Here is a 15,005-nt window from a genome sequence, read left to right on the forward strand (position 1 = left end):
ACCGACGCGCAACCGCTCAGCCCGGCGGGCGGACCACCTCGCGGGCGTCGTCGGGCAGCCGGCGGGTGAGACCGCGCCGGTCCAGCAGCTCCAGCAGCGGCACCGCCACCCGACGGGTGGTGCCCAGCGCCTGCCGGGCCGCGCTGAGCGTGAACGGCTGCGGCAGGCCGGCCAGGACCCGCGCCGCGTCGTCCGGGGCGCCGGGCAGCAGCACCACGTTCTCGGCCAGCCGCACCAGCGCCCCGGCCCGCACCGCCGCACCGATCTCCTTCGGGCCCAGGCCGAGGCCGGCGAGGTGGTGCGCCTCGGGCGCCTGGAACGGCCGGTCGCCGTACTCGGCGCGCACCGTCGCCACCGCGCGGGCGACCGGGTCGGGCAGCGTCCCGGCCGGGGCGGCGGTGACCAGGCCGGCGTGCAGCCGCAGCGGCGGGCGCAGCAGCGCGGTCACCAGCGCCCGGTCGGGCAGGCCGAGGCGGTGGCGCAGCGCGTCGACCGGCACGCCGGCGGCGAGCGGGTGCGCGGCGGCGTACCGGGCGACCTCCTCGGTGAGCCGGCGGCCCAGGTCGCGCCAGTGGTCGGGGTCGGCCAGCCAGTCGCCGGCCACCGGCGTGACGGCCGGCGGCACGCCCATCCGGGTGAGCTGCCCGGCCCGGATCAGCCGCCGGCGGCGCAGCTCACCGGCCGGGTCGGGCCGCCCGTCCAGCCCGGCCAGCACGGCGGCGCGGGCAGCCGCCGCGCCGCGGCGACGCAGCGGCGGCGGGTCCACGTCCAGCACCGTCACGCCGCCGGCCACGTGGTGCCGGCCCGGGTCGCGCAGCAGCGCCCGGTCACCGATCAGCAGCGGCAGCGGGCGGGCCAGGCGCAGCCGGACCGTGTCCGGGCCCAGCGGCCGGACCCGGGCGGGCACCGCCGCGGAACCGACGTGCAGCGTGAGGGTGGCCGGCAGGTCGGCGGCCGGGTCGCCGGCCAGCCGCACGTCGAGCAGGTCGGTGCGGCCGAACCGGCCGGGACGCAGCAGCGCGTCGCCGCGCCCCACCCGGTCCCGGGGCAGGCCGCGCAGATTCACCGCCACCCGCGCCACCGCGTCGACCTCCGACCGCGCGACGCCCAGCGAGTGCAGGCCGCGCACCCGCACCGGCTCGCCGGTGGCGGCGAGTTCGAGTTCGTCGCCGACACGCAGCCGACCGCCGCCGAGCGTGCCGGTGACCACCGTGCCGCTGCCGCGCACCGTGAAGGACCGGTCCACCCAGAGCCGGACCGGGGCGTCGTGGGCCGGGTCGGGCAGCCGGGCGACCAGCCGGTCCAGCGCGGCGCGTAGCTCGGGCAGGCCCGCGCCGGTGACCGCCGAGACGGCCACCGCCTCCACCTCGCCGAGCGAGGTCGCGGCGATCTCCGCGCGGGCCCGCGCCGTGGCGGGCCCCGGATCGGCCAGGTCCGCGCGGGTCACCGCCAGCAGCCCGTACGACACTCCCAGCGCGTCCAGCGCGGCCAGGTGCTCGGCGGACTGCGGCATCCAGCCCTCGTCGGCGCCGACCACGATCAGCGCGGCCGGCACCGGGCCGACGCCGGCCAGCATGTTCGGCACGAACCGTTCGTGCCCGGGCACGTCGACGAACGCCAGCGTGCCGCCGGAGGGCAACGTGGTCCAGGCGAAGCCGAGGTCGATGGTCATGCCCCGGCGGCGTTCCTCCGCCCAGCGGTCCGGTTCCATCCCGGTCAGCGCCCGCACCAGCGTGGACTTGCCGTGGTCGACGTGCCCGGCGGTGGCCACCACCCACATGTGCTCAGCCCGCCACGCGCAGGATCGCGGCGTGCACGCGGTCGTCGTCGGCCTCCGGCACGGCGCGCAGGTCGAGCAGGAGCCGGCCGTGCAGCACCCGGCCGAGGACCGCCGGGTCGCCGGTGCGCAGCGGCACGGCGTAGCGCTCGGGCAGGCTCAGCGCCCAGGAGTCCAGCTCCACCCCGGGCGCGCCGCCCCCGCCGACGACCGCGGCGACCGGCACCACCTCCGCCTTGCACCCGTCGGCGCCGAGCCGGTCACGCAGCCGTTCGGTGCGGGCACGCAGCCGGCCCGCGTCGGCGTGCAGCGCCTCCCCGGTGGGGGTGGCCGGCGCGTGCAGCGTGGCGGCGAGCGCGGCGAGGGTGAGCTTGTCCACCCGCAACGCCCGGGCGAGGGGGTGCCGGCGCAGCCGCTCCACCAGGTCCGCGGCGCCGAGCAGCAGGCCGGCCTGCGGCCCACCGAGCAGCTTGTCGCCGCTGGCGGTGACCAGGTGCGCGCCGGCGCGCAGCGTGGTCGCGGCGTCCGGCTCGTCGGGCAGCAGCGGGTCCGGCCGGAGCAGACCGGAGCCGATGTCGGCGACCACCGGCACCCCGAGCGTGGCCAGCTCCCCCACCGGCACCGCCGAGGTGAAGCCGGTGACCACGAAGTTCGACGGGTGGACCTTGAGCACGAAGCCGGTGTCGGGGCCGATCGCGGCGGCGTAGTCGGCCCGGCTGGTGCGGTTGGTGGTGCCCACCTCGCGCAGCCGGGCTCCGGTGCTGGCCAGCAGGTCGGGCAGGCGGAACCCGTCGCCGATCTCGACCAGCTCACCGCGGCTGACCACGATCTCCCGGTCGGCGGCGAGCGCGGTGGCGGCCAGCACCAACGCGGCGGCGCCGTTGTTGACCACGTGCACGGCGGCGGCGTCGGGCACGGCGGCGGCGAGCGCGTCCAGCGCCTCCCGGCCGCGCCGGGCCCGCCGGCCGGTGGCCAGGTCGAGTTCCACGTCGGTGTGCCCGGCGGCGGCGACCAGCGCGTCCACGGCGGCCGGGGCGAGCGGGGCCCGACCCAGGTTGGTGTGCAGCACCACGCCGGTGGCGTTCAGCACCGGCCGGGGCGTCCGCCCGGGCAGGCCGGCCAGCGCGGCGTCGCGTACCTGATCGGGGGTGATCTCGCCGCGGCGGGCGCGGTGCTGGGCGGCGACGATCGCGGCCTTGACCCGGTCCCGGCCGACCGTGCCGGCGGCGGCCGTCAGCGCCGGGTCGGCGAGCAACGCGTCGGTGCGCGGCACCCGCCGACGCGGGTCCACCTCACGCATCGCACGCTCCCCCGGGGACGGTGTGGCGGAGACGGACGGGAATCGAACCCGCCTGGCCCGGATCCCGGACCACACCGGTTTTGAAGACCGGGAGGGGCACCAGCCGCCTGAACGCCTCCACGCAGCAGTCAACCACAGCGGCCCGCCGGCCGCCCGGGGGAGGCGTCAGGCCCGCCGGTCGAGGCGTTCGCGCTGCGGGACCACCGTGTACTTCGGGTCCCGCGCCGAGGCGACGCCGCCGTGGAAGATGCCGAAGCGGGTGCAGACGGCGGCGGCGAGCAGCGCGCCGCCGGAGGCCGCGGAGAGCAGCCGGCTGCGGCGGCCGACCAGCGCGCCGGCCACCCCGGCGGCGGTGAGCGCGCGCCCGGCACGCAGCAGCTTCCCGGGCGTGCCGTCGGCGTAGGGCTCGCTGAGCAGGCCGAGCCGGTTCTCCACCCGGTGCGCGCCCCACAGCTCCAGCGCCGCGCCGGCGACCGCCATCCGCCGTGCCGGGCCGGCCTGCCCGGGCGGCGCGGCCAGCAGCCCGACACCGGCGCCGCTGGCCAACGCGCTGCCCGCGAAGATGACCGGCAGTTCCGGGTACGCCTCGTGCCACGACGGCACCGCCGTGTCGGCCAGCAGCACCCCGGTGTACGTGGCCAACGCCGGCGCGGTGACGGCGGCGACGAGGCCGGCCGCGTGCCCGGTCGGGGGCAGCAGCCGACGACCCAGCCCGAGCAGCCCGCGCTCCGGCAGGCGGGGCGCGACCTCGGCGATCGCGGCCAGCCCGGCGGCCGGGCCGAACGCGCTGAGGATCCAGGTGCCCACCGACATCGGCGAGGTCACCTTCGCCACCCGCAACATGTGGTGGAAGCGGCTGGGCCGGCCCAGGTCGTTGATGAGGAAGTACGCGCTGGCGCTCACCGCCGCCAGCGACGTGACCCGGCCGGCGCGACGCAGCGCCGGTCGGCCGGTGAGCTGCCCGCCGGCGGCCAGCATCGAGGAGCCGGCGGCGAGCCCACCGGTGAAGAGGTACGCGGCGATGTCCCACCGCCACACCGGCGGCTTGAGCACCGGCCGGCCGTAGTAGGAGGTGAACTCCGCCGGGGGCACGGTGAGCTGCTCTCCGCCTCGGCCGCCCGTGCCGCCGCGTCGGCGACGGGCGGTGGGCGCGGTGTCGCGGGGCGGGTGCGGGGCCAGCCCCGCGTCGCGGGCGCCGGCGTCGGTGCGGCCGACGCCGGGTCCGGTGCCGGTGGCCCGGCTGCCGCTCTCGGCGGGTACGCCGTCGGCGGCCAGGCGGTCGCGGAAGCGGCGGAACAGGTCGCCCACCGGGCGGTCCGGGTTCACGACGATCCTCCGACGAACGCGGCGACGGTGGCCGCCGCCATGGCCAACGCGGCCAGGCCGGCACGCTTCCACATCTTCGGCAGGTCCCGGGTGGTGACCACCGGGTCCGGCGGCAGCCCGTACACCTCGGGCTCGTCGAGCAGCAGGAAGAACGCGCCGTCGCCGCCCACCCCGTCGGTCGGGTCGTGGCCGTAGAGCCGGGCCTCCGGCACGCCGCGCTCGTGCAGCGTGGCGACCCGCTGGGCGGCCCGGTCCCGCAGCTCGTCGAGCGGGCCGTACTGGATGGACTCGGTGGGGCACGCCTGCGCGCAGGCCGGCGTCATGCCGGCGCCCAGCCGGTCGTAGCAGAGCGTGCACTTCCACGCCCGGCCGTCGTCCTTGCGCTGGTCGATCACGCCGTACGGGCAGGCGGAGATGCAGTAGCCGCAGCCGTTGCAGATGTCCTCCTGCACCACGACGGTGCCGAACTCGGTGCGGAACAACGAACCGGTCGGGCAGACGTCCAGGCAGGCCGCGTGCGTGCAGTGCTTGCAGACGTCGGACATCATCAGCCAGCGGAAGTCGGTGCGGCTCTCCGCGCCGGTGCCCCGCCCCGGTGGCTGCGCGCCGGGCATGCCGAGGAACTCCGGGCCGGCCGCCATCCGCGCCGCCGGCTCGCCACGACCCGCCGGCAGGCCCGGGTTCGTGCCGGTGTCGGTGGCCGTGCCGGCGCCCACCGCCGCCGACGCCGGGCTGCTCGCCGTCGGGCCGGTCGGGTCGCCCGCGAACGGCGGCGTCCGGTGCCCGGCCGGGCGGGGCTGCTCGATGAACGCCACGTGCCGCCACGAGTTCGCGGTCAATGCGCCGGTGTTGTCGTACGACATGCCGAGCAGGTCGAAGCCCCCGTCCGGGACGCCGTTCCATTCCTTGCAGGCGACCTCGCACGCCTTGCAGCCGATGCAGACGCTGGTGTCGGTGAAGAAGCCCATCCGGGGCGGCGCGGCGACCCAGCCCGCGTCCGGGGCCGGGTCGAGCGGTCCGTACAGGCTGTTGGCGTCAGGCATGGTCTTCTCCGTCGCGCGCCGCGGCCTCGGGCGTCTGCTCGTCGGTGCTGCCGGCCGCGTTCTCCCCACCCAGCACGTCGGTGGTCACGATCGGCACCTTCCGGTCCGCGGTCATCCCGGCCCGCCGCTGGTAGTCGCCGACCAGGTCGAGCAACGCCGGCCCGGTGGGCCGCCGGCCCGGCCGGATGTCGCACGTGCCGATCTTGCTCTCCTGGATGAGCACGTTCGGGTCCAGCGTGATGCCGAACAGGTCGTTCGCCGAGTCGCCGGTGACCAGGCCCTCGCTGCCGAAGTGGTAGGGCAGCCACACCTGGTGGATGATCCGCCCGTCCACCCGCAGCGGGGTGAGCCGGTCGGTGACCAGCACCCGCGCCTCGATGGCGGCCCGTCCGCTGATCAGGTGGGCCCAGCCGAGATGCGCCAGCCCGACCTCGGCGGCCAGCTCCGGGGACACCTCCACGAACATCTCCGGTTGCAGCTCGGCCAGGCGCGGCACCGTCCGGCTCATCCCGCCGGCCGTGTGGTGCTCGGTGAGCCGGCTGACCGTGAACACGTACGGGAAGACCTCGCTGTGCGGCTCCGGCGGGCTCGGGTTGATCCGGTTCACCGGATGCTCGTAGATCTTGCGGGTCGGGTTGGCCTGCTGCCCGTAGAGCGGGTTGCGCATCGGCGACTCGGCCGGCTCGTAGTGCGTCGGCAGCGGGCCGTCGAGCACGCCGCTCGGCGCGTACAGCCAGGCCTTGCCGTCGCCCTGCATGACGAACGGGTCGTCACCGGCGAGCGCCTCCGGGCCGGCGGCGTCGTCCGGCGGCCGGTACGACGGCGGCTTGGTCTTCTCGAAGTCCGGCACGTCGTAGCCGGTCCACTCGCCGGCGTCCGGATCCCACCAGACGTACTTCTTGCGGTCGCTCCACGGCCGGCCCTCCGGGTCGGCGGACGCGCGGTTGTAGAGCGTGCGCCGGTTCGCCGGCCAGGCCCAGCCCCACTCGGCGGCCACCCAGTCCTGCTCGTGCCGGGACCTGCGGCGGGCCGCCTGGTTCACCCCGTCGGCGTAGACGCCGGTGTAGATCCAGCAGCCGATCGCGGTGGAGCCGTCGTCCTTCGCCTCGGCGAACGCGTTCAGCGGACGGCCGGTCGCGACGTCGTAGCCGTTGATCTCCTTGAGCACCGCCTCGGCGCTCGGCTCGGCGTGCGGGCCGTGCGTCGGATAGTCCCAGGTAAGATCCAGCAGCGCCCGGTCCCGGGGCGTGGTGGAGCCGGCCAGCTTCTCCCGCAGCACCCGGCCGAGGTGGTAGAAGAACCACAGCTCGGAGCGGGCGTCGCCGGGCGGGTTGACGGCCTTCTCCCGCCACTGCAACAGCCGCTGGGTCTGGGTGAAGGTGCCCTCCTTCTCCACGTGCGAGGCCGCCGGCAGGAAGAACACCTCGGTGCGGCACTCCTCCGGCACGATCTCCCCGGTGGCGATCTCCGGGCTGTTCTTCCAGAACGTGGCGCTCTCGATCAGGAACAGGTCGCGGACCACCAGCCAGTCCAGGTTGGCCATGCCGAGGCGCTGGGCCCGGCCGTGCGCGGAGCCGACCGCCGGGTTCTGGCCGAGCAGGAAGTACCCCTTCACGTGCCCGTCGATCATGTTGAGGACCTGCTGGTACGTTCCGTGGTCGCCGGTCATCCGGGGCAGGTAGCCGTAGCAGAAGTCGTTCTCCGGCGTGGCCGCGTCACCCCAGTACGCCTTGAGCAGGCTGGCCGCGAACGCGCCCGAGTTGCCCCAGAAACCCTTCTGGCCGGGGTGCCGGATGCTGTCCACCCACTTGTCGAACGTCGGGTGGTCGGCGTGGTGCGGCATCGGCAGGTAGCCGGGCAGCAGGTTGAACAACGTCGGGATGTCGGTGGAGCCCTGGATGCTGGCGTGCCCGCGCAGCGCCAGGATGCCGCCGCCCGGCCGGCCCATGTTGCCCAGCAGCGTCTGGATGATCGCCCCGGTGCGGATGTACTGCACGCCGACGCTGTGCTGCGTCCAGCCGACCGAGTAGACCAGGGCGCCGGTGCGCTCCCGGCCGGAGTTCTCCGTCCAGGCGCGGGCCAGCTCCAGGAACTTCTCCTCCGGAATGCCGCAGACCCGGGCCACCATCTCCGGCGTGTAGCGGGCGAAGTGCCGCTTGAGGATCTGGTAGACGCAGCGTGGGTGCCGCAACGTCTCGTCCCGCGGGGTCTGCGCCGGCACCGGCTCGCCGTGCGACTCGTGCTCCAGCCCGGAGGCCGAGTCACGTTCCTTGCCGGTGCCCCGGATCTTCGTGCTGCCCTCGTGCCCCTCGTACTGCCAGCTGGCGTGGTCGTAGGAGCCGGTCTCCGGGTTGTAGCCGGAGAAGAGCCCGTCCAGGTCCTCGGTGTCGGCGAACCGCTCGCTGACGATGGTCGCCGCGTTGGTGTACGCCAGCACGTACTCCCGGAAGTCCAGCTCGTTGTCCAGGATGTACCGCACCACACCGCCGAGCAGCGCGATGTCGGTGCCCGCCCGGATCGGCAGGTACGTGTCGGCGAGCGCGCTGGTGCGGGTGAACCGCGGGTCCACGTGGAAGACCTTCGCGCCGCGCTTCTTCGCCTCCATCACCCACTGGAAGCCCACCGGGTGGGCCTCGGCCATGTTCGAGCCCTGGATGACGATGACGTCAGCGTTGGCGAGGTCCTGCTGGAAGTCCGTCGCGCCGCCGCGACCGAAGCTGGTCCCCAGACCGGGGACGGTGGCGGAGTGTCAAATCCGCGCCTGGTTCTCGATCTGGAGCGCCCCCATCGCCGTGAACAGCTTCTTGATGAGGTAGTTCTCCTCGTTGTCCAGCGTCGCGCCACCCAGGCTGGAGATACCGAGCGTCCGGTTCAGCGGGCGCCCCTCGTCGTCGACGTCCTCCCAGGTCTCCGCGCGGGCGGCGAGGATCCGGTCGGCGATCATGTCGAGCGCGACGTCGAGGTCCAGGTCCTCCCAGTCGGTCGCGTACGGCCGGCGGTAGCGGACCTTGGTCTGGCGCAGCGGGCTGGTCACCAGGCTCTTGCTGGCGGAACCCTTCGGGCAGAGCCGGCCACGGGAGATCGGGCTGTCCGGGTCGCCCTCGATCTGGGTGACCCGGCCCTCGGAGTGGAAGACGCGCTGCCCGCAGCCGACCGCGCAGTAGGGGCAGACCGAGCGCGCCACGCCGTCGGCGGTCTCGGTGCGGGCGGTCAGCCCGGCGGAACGCGCCGACTGGGCGGCGGCGCCACGCCCCAGCGGGTCGGTGCCGGTGAGTTGCCGGTAGACCGGCCAGCCCTGGAGGAACGTCTTCAGACCCACCCGGGCACCCCCTCCCCGTCGAGAACGGCTGACGCCTAAGCACACTAGGCCAGCCGCACGACGCCCGCGAGTCGAGCGGGAAACAGCGCCGCCCCGGCCATGTCGGCCGGGGCGGCGCTGGGCGTCGGTGTGCAGGTCGCCTCTCGGCGAGTGGCGCGACGCGGCTCCAGCCGAACGGTATTCCGCGAAGGCAATTTAGGTGAGGCCCGGGGACACTGGTCACACCGACGCTCTGCACAACGGTACCGGGGCGGCCGTTCTTCCGCCGGTCGTCGTGACCCCGGTCACCGAGCTTGGCACTCGACACGCCGGTCAGGGGTTACCCTCATGGCATGTCGGCCACCGCCAGCGCGTACCTCGCCCGGCCCGGGCGTCCCGCCGTGGTCCCGCGCACGCTCGACGAGCTGGCCGGCCCCACCGGGGGCATCGTCGAGCTGCCGGTGCGCCTGATGTGGAACAACGAACGCGCCTTCGACCTCGCCGACCCCGACGAACTGCTCTGGATGTACGAGAACGTGCTGCGCGAGACCACCCGGGTGACGGACCTGCGGGAGCTGATCCACGCTCCGACGCTGCGCCGGGTGTGGCCGCTGCTCAACCTGCCCCGCGGCGTACGCCTGGCCTGGGAGGGCCGGCACCGGAGCCTGCGCACCGCGTGACGCATCCGCACGACTTCTACCGGGAGGTGGCCCGGGTGGCGCTCGCCGCCGCCGGCCCGCACCGGTTCGTGCTCGGCGGCGGGGTGGCCTGGGCCGCGCACGGCCTGGTCACCCGCCCGACCGAGGACGTGGACCTGTTCGCCGACGTGGAGGGCGCCGCCGCCGCGGCGGCGGCCGACGTGCGCGCCGCGCTGGAACGGGCCGGCTACCGGGTGGACGAGGCGGACCCGGACGGCCTGGGCGAGGTCTTCGACGGCTTCGACCGGGACCTGCGGGACTTCGTGGTGAGCCGCGGCGACCGGCAGATCCGGCTCAGCCTGGCCCGGCTGGACCGGCGCCGCAGCCCGGTGGTGATGGACTTCGGCCCGGTGATGGACGTGCGGGACCTGCTGGCCAACAAGACCGCCGCGCTGGTCAACCGTCGGGAGGTACGCGACTACATCGACGTGGCCGCCGCGCTGGACCGGTACCCGGTGGCCGAGCTGCTGGAGTTGGCCCACCAGGTGGACCCGGCGCTGGAGGACGTGGACGTCCGGGCGGCCGGCCGCTACCTCGACGGGCTGGCCGACCGCCGGTTCAGCCGCTACGGCCTGGACGCGGCCCGGATCGCCGAGGTGCGCCGCCGGATGTCCGTCTGGCCCCGCTGACTCGGCGGCTCCCCCGGAAAACAGCGGTGGGTGACGGGATCGGAAACATTTGGGGGCGTTGTGGCGCGTGTGACACCTGCTGGTTATGGTGCGCAGCGGCGCCCACGAGGCGCGTACCCCCATGGAAAGGCACCTCATGACCTCCTCCTCCGGCGCCTCGCGCCGCCAGGTGCTGGCCGTCGCCGCCGCCGCGGCGACCGCTCCGCTGCTCGCCGGCGCGCCCGCCGAGGCGAAGCCGAAGCAGCCGAAGACCTGGGACCTGACCGTCCTCGGCACCTCGGACACCCACGGCAACGTCTACAACTGGGACTACTACAAGGACGCCGAGTTCGACGACAGCAAGCACAACGACGTCGGCGTCGCGAAGCTGGCCACCCTGGTCAACCAGATCCGGACGGAGCGCACGGGCAGGGCGACGCTGGTCCTGGACGCCGGCGACACCATCCAGGGCACGCCGCTGGCCACCTACTACGCCAAGCAGGAGCCGATCACCAGCACCGGTGAGACGCACCCGATGGCCAACGCGATGAACGTGCTGCGGTACGACGCCGTCACGCTCGGCAACCACGAGTTCAACTACGGCCTGCCGCTGCTGGCCACCTGGATCAAGCAGCTCGGCTTCCCGGCGCTCGCCGCGAACGCGATCAATGAGAAGACCGGCAAGCCGGCCTTCCTGCCGTACGTGATCAAGGAGGTCCGGCTCGGCGGGCACGGCGCGCCGAAGCTGCGCGTCGGCATCCTCGGCCTGACCAACCCGGGCGTCGCCATCTGGGACAAGGCCAACGTCGAGGGCCGCCTGGTCTTCGCCGACATGGTCGCCACCGCCGCCAAGTGGGTGCCGGTGATGCGCCGGCGCGGCGCCGACGTGGTCATCATCTCCGCGCACGGCGGGGACAGCGGCACCTCCAGCTACGGCCCCGAGCTGCCGAACGAGAACCCGACCGCGCTGATCGCCGAGCAGGTGCCCGGCATCGACGCGATCCTGTTCGGTCACGCCCACAACGAGGTGCCGGAGAAGTTCGTCACCAACCTGAAGACCGGCAAGGCGGTGCTCACCTCCGAGCCGTCGAAGTGGGGCCAGCGGCTGACCCGGATGGACTTCACGCTGACCCGGGAGAAGGGCTGCTGGAAGGTCGTCGACTCGTCGGCCACCACGCTGAACACCAACACCGTCGTCGAGGACCCGGCGGTGCTCGCGGCCGTGCGCGGCCAGCACGCCAAGACGGTCGAGTACGTCAACCGGGTGGTCGCGCAGTCGAGCGTGGAGCTGTCCGCCGCCGAGTCGCGTTACAAGGACACCCCGATCCTGGACTTCATCAACCACGTCCAGACCGAGGTGGTCACCGAGGCGCTGGCCGGCGGCGCGTACGCGGGCCTGCCGGTGCTGTCGATCGCCGCGCCGTTCAGCCGCACCGCGGTCTTCCCGCAGGGCGACGTGCGGATCCGCGACGTGGCCGGCCTCTACGTGTTCGACAACACGCTCGAGGCGGTCGTGCTGACCGGCGCCGAGGTGAAGGCGTACCTGGAGTACTCGGCGAAGTACTTCGTCACGGTGCCGGTGGGCGCTGCGGTCGACCCGGAGACGATCAGCGACCCGGCCGTGCCGGACTACAACTACGACGTGTTCTCCGGCGTCGACTACGACATCGACATCTCGAAGCCGGTCGGCCAGCGGATCACCCGCCTGGTGCTGGCCGGCACCGGCACGCCGGTCGCGGCGGACGCGCAGTTCGTGGTGGCGGTGAACAACTACCGGCGCAGCGGCGGCGGCAACTTCCCCGGCATCGTGAAGACCCAGGTCTACAACGCGCAGCAGGAGATCCGCCAGCTGCTGATCGACTGGGCGCAGGCCAAGGGCACCATCGACCCGGCCGACTTCTTCGTGCCGAACTGGAAGCTGGTCCGCGAGGGCGTGCCGGTCTTCTGAGTCGCCCCGGCGGCTGGCGGGGTCCGCTCCGTCAGCCGCCGGCTCTCAGGTGCCACTCCGACTCGCCGCCGACCGGGTCGGGCCGGCCCGGGGGGACCTCGGTCTCGGCGGACTCCATTCGCTCCTCCGGACGCACCGGGGCGGGCAGCTCGCCGAAGCGGACATGCCGCAGGAACGCGTACTCCTCGTCGGTGAACGACGCGACCGGTTCGCTCATGCCCGCATTGTGCGCCACACGCGCGAAGACAGCCACAGCGTTCCACTCGCGGGTTGGGTGGAGCACGGGTGGAACGGTATGGGTGTCAAAACGGGCCGGAGACAGCCACCGTGCTCCACTCGTGCGCCCCGCCCGACCGGCGGCGGTATCAACCGAGACGGTGCGGGTATGCCGCCGCGACGGTCGTCGGCGACGAGGTGGGAGGTCGACATGCGCGCGGTACGGATGACCGCTCCGGGGGTGCTGGAGCTGACCGAGGTGCCCACCCCGGAGCCCGGCCCCGGTGAGGTGCTGCTGCGCGTCGGCGCGGTCGGCGCCTGCCACTCCGACCTGCACATCCTCGACGCCGAGGCGGGGATGTTCCCCACCCCGATGACGTTGGGCCACGAGATCGCCGGCACGGTGGAGGCCGCCGGTCCCGGCGTGGACGGCTGGTCGCCCGGGGACCGGGCCGCGGTCTACGGGATCATCGGCTGCGGCCGGTGCCGGGCCTGCCTGCGCGGCGAGGAGAACCGCTGCCGGGTCACCCCGGTCGGTGGCATCGGGCTCAGCCGCGACGGTGGGCTGGCCGAGCACGTCGTGGTGCCGGTGTCCCGGCTGCTGCACGTGGGCGAGATGGACCTGACCCAGGCCGCGCCGCTGACCGACGCCGGGCTGACCCCGTACCACGCGGTGGAGCTGGCCCGGTCCCGGCTGCGCCCCGGCACCACCTGCGTGGTGATCGGCATCGGCGGGCTGGGGCACATGGCGCTCCAGATTCTGGTCGCCACCACCGCGGTGCGGATCGTCGCGGTGGACACCAACGACGCCGCGCTGGACCTCGCCGACCGGCTCGGCGCCCACCACGTGGTGCGGGCCGGCGCGGACGCAGTGGAGAAGATCCGCGAACTGGTCGGACCGCCGCCGGACGGCGCGGACGTGGTGCTCGACTTCGTCGGCGCGCAGCCCACCCTGGACACCGCCCGGCAGGTCGTCGCCACCGGCGGTCAACTGCTGCTGGTCGGCCTGGCCGGGGGCACGTTGCCGGTCCGGCCGGTCGCCGACGCGCCGCCCCCGGTGCCGCTGGAGACCGGCGTGGTGGTGCCGTTCTGGGGCACCCGCGCCGAACTCCAGGAGGTCATCGCGCTGGCCCGGGACGGTCGGCTGCACGCCGACGTGCGGACGTTCCCGCTGGACGAGGCACCGGAGGCGTACGAGGCGCTGCGCCGGGGGGACATCCACGGCCGGGCGGTCATCGTCCCCTGACCGGGGGCAGGCGGTCGATCAGCGCCAGCCCGGCCCGTACCGGCCGCCGGTCGAGCGCCTCGGCGAAGCCGATCCGCCCCTGACAGAACCGGACGAACATCCGCCAGCCGAGCGGGCTGGCCAGCATCGCGTGGAACACGTCCGGTCGCCGCTCGAACGCGTCCAGCAGCCGGTGCCCGGCCCGCATCTCCGGCGTCAGCAGCCGTGCCACCTCCCGGGGGTACGCGTCCAGGTCACCGTCGGCGACCGCCGCGCCGGCCAGCCGGCCGGACCGCAACGCGTAGCTGATGCCCTCCCGGCTCCACGGCTCCAGCAGGCCGGCCGCGTCGCCGACGACGAGCACCCGGCCGTGGCGCAGCGGGGAGTCGTCGGCGCGGCAGCGGGTCAGATGGCCGGAGTCGTGGTCGGGCGCGATCCCGGACAGCCCCAGCCGGGCCACGAAGTCGCGCAGGTAGGCGCGGGTCCGCTCGCCGTCGCCGCGGGCGGAGATGACGCCCACGGTGAGCCGGTCGCCCTTCGGGAAGACCCAGGCGTACGAGCCGGGGACCCGGCCCCAGTCGAGCAGCACCCGGCCCCGCCAGCGGTCCCGCTCGACGGCGGGCACCGGCAGCTCCAGCTCCAGCCCCAGATCGACCTGGCGGAAGCGCACCCCGACGTGTCGGGCGGTCACCCCGGAGGAGCCGTCCGCGCCGACCACCGCACGGGCGCGCACCACCTCGCCGTCGGCCAGCCGCAGGCGTACCTCGTCGGGGTCCTGCTCCACGGCGCGGACCGCGACGCCCTCGCGGACCTCGGCGCCGGCGGACACCGCGGCGGCGCGCAGCCGGTCGTCGAACTCCTCGCGGCGGATCATCGTGATCACCGGCGCGCCGTGGCGGCGGGTGAACGCGCGTCGCCCGTCCCGGGTGAACGTGACCCGGTCGACCCGGTCCTGCGCGGGCACCTCGATCACGTCGCCGGCCTCGGCCAGCGAGGTGCCGATCAGGCCGCCGCCGCACGTCTTGTACCGGGGGTGGGTGGCCCGCTCGACCACCAACGTCCGCACGCCGGCCCGGGCCGCGGCACGCGCGGCGGAGAGGCCGGCGGGCCCGCCACCGACCACGACGAGATCCCAGATGATCACTGGTGCAGCCTAGGGCACCGGCGGGCCGGGTGGCCCGACACGACCCTCGATCGGGTGGGCATCATCGCCGGTCGCCCGGGTAAGCGCCGGTCGCCGACCGTCCGGCGGTCGGACGGTCCACGCCGAGGAGGGAAGCGATGCCTCAGGTCCAGTTGTCCGCGGTCGAGGAACGGGTGTACCAGGCGGTGTCCGCGCTGGAGGCGCGGGGAAACGTCCCCTACCCGGACCTGATCGCCGAGGAGACCCAGATGACCGAGGAGGAGCTGCGCGAGCCGCTGCACACGCTCACCGAGCGGGGACTGCTGCACCGCGAGGACTCACCGATGACGGGCCTGGACTTCGGGCCCCGCTGGTGCGCGCGCCAGACGGCCTGACCGCCTCGTTTGCCCCACCGGGGTCCGGGTAGCGATCGGGGATGCGTG

General features: G+C 74.6%; 12 protein-coding genes and 1 tRNA gene. 5 read left to right on the forward strand and 8 right to left on the reverse strand.

Annotation, left to right across the window (positions count from 1 at the left end; translation table 11 throughout):
• Positions 1-16: 16 nt before the first annotated feature.
• From selB to fdh, 6 genes are all read right to left on the reverse strand, one after another.
• The gene (gene selB / locus OG767_RS17325; RefSeq protein ID WP_405089499.1) at positions 17-1,780 is read right to left on the reverse strand and encodes a selenocysteine-specific translation elongation factor; all 1,764 of its coding nucleotides are present in this window, start codon (positions 1,778-1,780) and stop codon (positions 17-19) included.
• Positions 1,781-1,784: 4 nt separating this feature from the next.
• On the reverse strand, positions 1,785-3,077 hold the full coding sequence (gene selA / locus OG767_RS17330; protein ID WP_405089500.1) for an L-seryl-tRNA(Sec) selenium transferase: 1,293 nt from the start codon (positions 3,075-3,077) through the stop codon (positions 1,785-1,787).
• A gap of 23 nt (positions 3,078-3,100) precedes the next feature.
• Positions 3,101-3,196, reverse strand: a tRNA-Sec gene (locus OG767_RS17335).
• 46 nt (positions 3,197-3,242) lie between these two features.
• Positions 3,243-4,403: an NrfD/PsrC family molybdoenzyme membrane anchor subunit gene (gene nrfD, locus OG767_RS17340; RefSeq protein ID WP_405089501.1), complete on the reverse strand. Its 1,161-nt coding sequence runs from the start codon at positions 4,401-4,403 to the stop codon at positions 3,243-3,245.
• Positions 4,400-5,446 (reverse strand): 4Fe-4S dicluster domain-containing protein, encoded by a 1,047-nt coding sequence (locus OG767_RS17345; RefSeq protein WP_405089502.1) that lies wholly within the window; start codon positions 5,444-5,446, stop codon positions 4,400-4,402. Before OG767_RS17345 ends, nrfD begins: the two co-directional genes overlap by 4 nt.
• Positions 5,439-8,765 (reverse strand): formate dehydrogenase, encoded by a 3,327-nt coding sequence (gene fdh, locus OG767_RS17350; protein ID WP_405089503.1) that lies wholly within the window; start codon positions 8,763-8,765, stop codon positions 5,439-5,441. The genes OG767_RS17345 and fdh overlap by 8 nt, the downstream gene beginning before the upstream one ends.
• Before the next feature lie 332 nt (positions 8,766-9,097).
• Here fdh and OG767_RS17355 point away from each other — a divergent pair, with 332 nt between their 5' ends.
• From OG767_RS17355 to OG767_RS17365, 3 genes are all read left to right on the forward strand, one after another.
• The gene (locus tag OG767_RS17355; RefSeq protein ID WP_405089504.1) at positions 9,098-9,424 is read left to right on the forward strand and encodes a hypothetical protein; all 327 of its coding nucleotides are present in this window, start codon (positions 9,098-9,100) and stop codon (positions 9,422-9,424) included.
• Entirely contained in the window at positions 9,421-10,071 is a 651-nt protein-coding gene (locus tag OG767_RS17360) for a nucleotidyl transferase AbiEii/AbiGii toxin family protein (protein WP_405089505.1), read from the forward strand. Before OG767_RS17355 ends, OG767_RS17360 begins: the two co-directional genes overlap by 4 nt.
• A 136-nt stretch (positions 10,072-10,207) precedes the next feature.
• Positions 10,208-11,998, forward strand: coding sequence for a bifunctional metallophosphatase/5'-nucleotidase (locus OG767_RS17365; RefSeq protein WP_405089506.1), 1,791 nt, complete (start codon positions 10,208-10,210; stop codon positions 11,996-11,998).
• A gap of 31 nt (positions 11,999-12,029) precedes the next feature.
• On the opposite strand, the gene OG767_RS17370 is transcribed toward OG767_RS17365, so the two are convergent.
• On the reverse strand, positions 12,030-12,215 hold the full coding sequence (locus tag OG767_RS17370) for a hypothetical protein (RefSeq protein ID WP_343447184.1): 186 nt from the start codon (positions 12,213-12,215) through the stop codon (positions 12,030-12,032).
• A 210-nt stretch (positions 12,216-12,425) separates the two neighbouring features.
• On the opposite strand from OG767_RS17370, the gene OG767_RS17375 reads away from it, so the two are divergent.
• The gene (locus OG767_RS17375; protein WP_405089507.1) at positions 12,426-13,460 is read left to right on the forward strand and encodes an NAD(P)-dependent alcohol dehydrogenase; all 1,035 of its coding nucleotides are present in this window, start codon (positions 12,426-12,428) and stop codon (positions 13,458-13,460) included.
• Here the strand turns inward: OG767_RS17375 and OG767_RS17380 are convergent.
• Positions 13,447-14,583 (reverse strand): geranylgeranyl reductase family protein, encoded by a 1,137-nt coding sequence (locus OG767_RS17380; RefSeq protein ID WP_405089508.1) that lies wholly within the window; start codon positions 14,581-14,583, stop codon positions 13,447-13,449. The two genes, OG767_RS17375 and OG767_RS17380, sit on opposite strands and share 14 nt — an antisense overlap.
• 137 nt (positions 14,584-14,720) lie before the next feature.
• On the opposite strand from OG767_RS17380, the gene OG767_RS17385 reads away from it, so the two are divergent.
• Complete coding sequence (locus tag OG767_RS17385) at positions 14,721-14,957, forward strand: hypothetical protein (protein ID WP_405089509.1); 237 nt, start codon at positions 14,721-14,723, stop codon at positions 14,955-14,957.
• Positions 14,958-15,005: the final 48 nt, after the last annotated feature.

The sequence above is a fragment of the Micromonospora sp. NBC_01392 genome (assembly GCF_045040125.1).
In the GTDB taxonomy this organism is placed as follows: Bacteria; Actinomycetota; Actinomycetes; order Mycobacteriales; family Micromonosporaceae; genus Micromonospora.

What these genes read in the sequence shown, in the direction of transcription:
- OG767_RS17345 (WP_405089502.1), bottom strand. Translation starts at nt 5,446, where the DNA reads ATGCCTGACGCCAACAGCCTGTACGGACCGCTCGACCCGGCCCCGGAC.
- OG767_RS17365 (WP_405089506.1), top strand. Translation starts at nt 10,208, where the DNA reads ATGACCTCCTCCTCCGGCGCCTCGCGCCGCCAGGTGCTGGCCGTCGCC.
- selA (WP_405089500.1), bottom strand. Translation starts at nt 3,077, where the DNA reads ATGCGTGAGGTGGACCCGCGTCGGCGGGTGCCGCGCACCGACGCGTTG.
- selB (WP_405089499.1), bottom strand. Translation starts at nt 1,780, where the DNA reads ATGTGGGTGGTGGCCACCGCCGGGCACGTCGACCACGGCAAGTCCACG.
- OG767_RS17355 (WP_405089504.1), top strand. Translation starts at nt 9,098, where the DNA reads ATGTCGGCCACCGCCAGCGCGTACCTCGCCCGGCCCGGGCGTCCCGCC.
- OG767_RS17385 (WP_405089509.1), top strand. Translation starts at nt 14,721, where the DNA reads ATGCCTCAGGTCCAGTTGTCCGCGGTCGAGGAACGGGTGTACCAGGCG.
- OG767_RS17375 (WP_405089507.1), top strand. Translation starts at nt 12,426, where the DNA reads ATGCGCGCGGTACGGATGACCGCTCCGGGGGTGCTGGAGCTGACCGAG.
- OG767_RS17370 (WP_343447184.1), bottom strand. Translation starts at nt 12,215, where the DNA reads ATGAGCGAACCGGTCGCGTCGTTCACCGACGAGGAGTACGCGTTCCTG.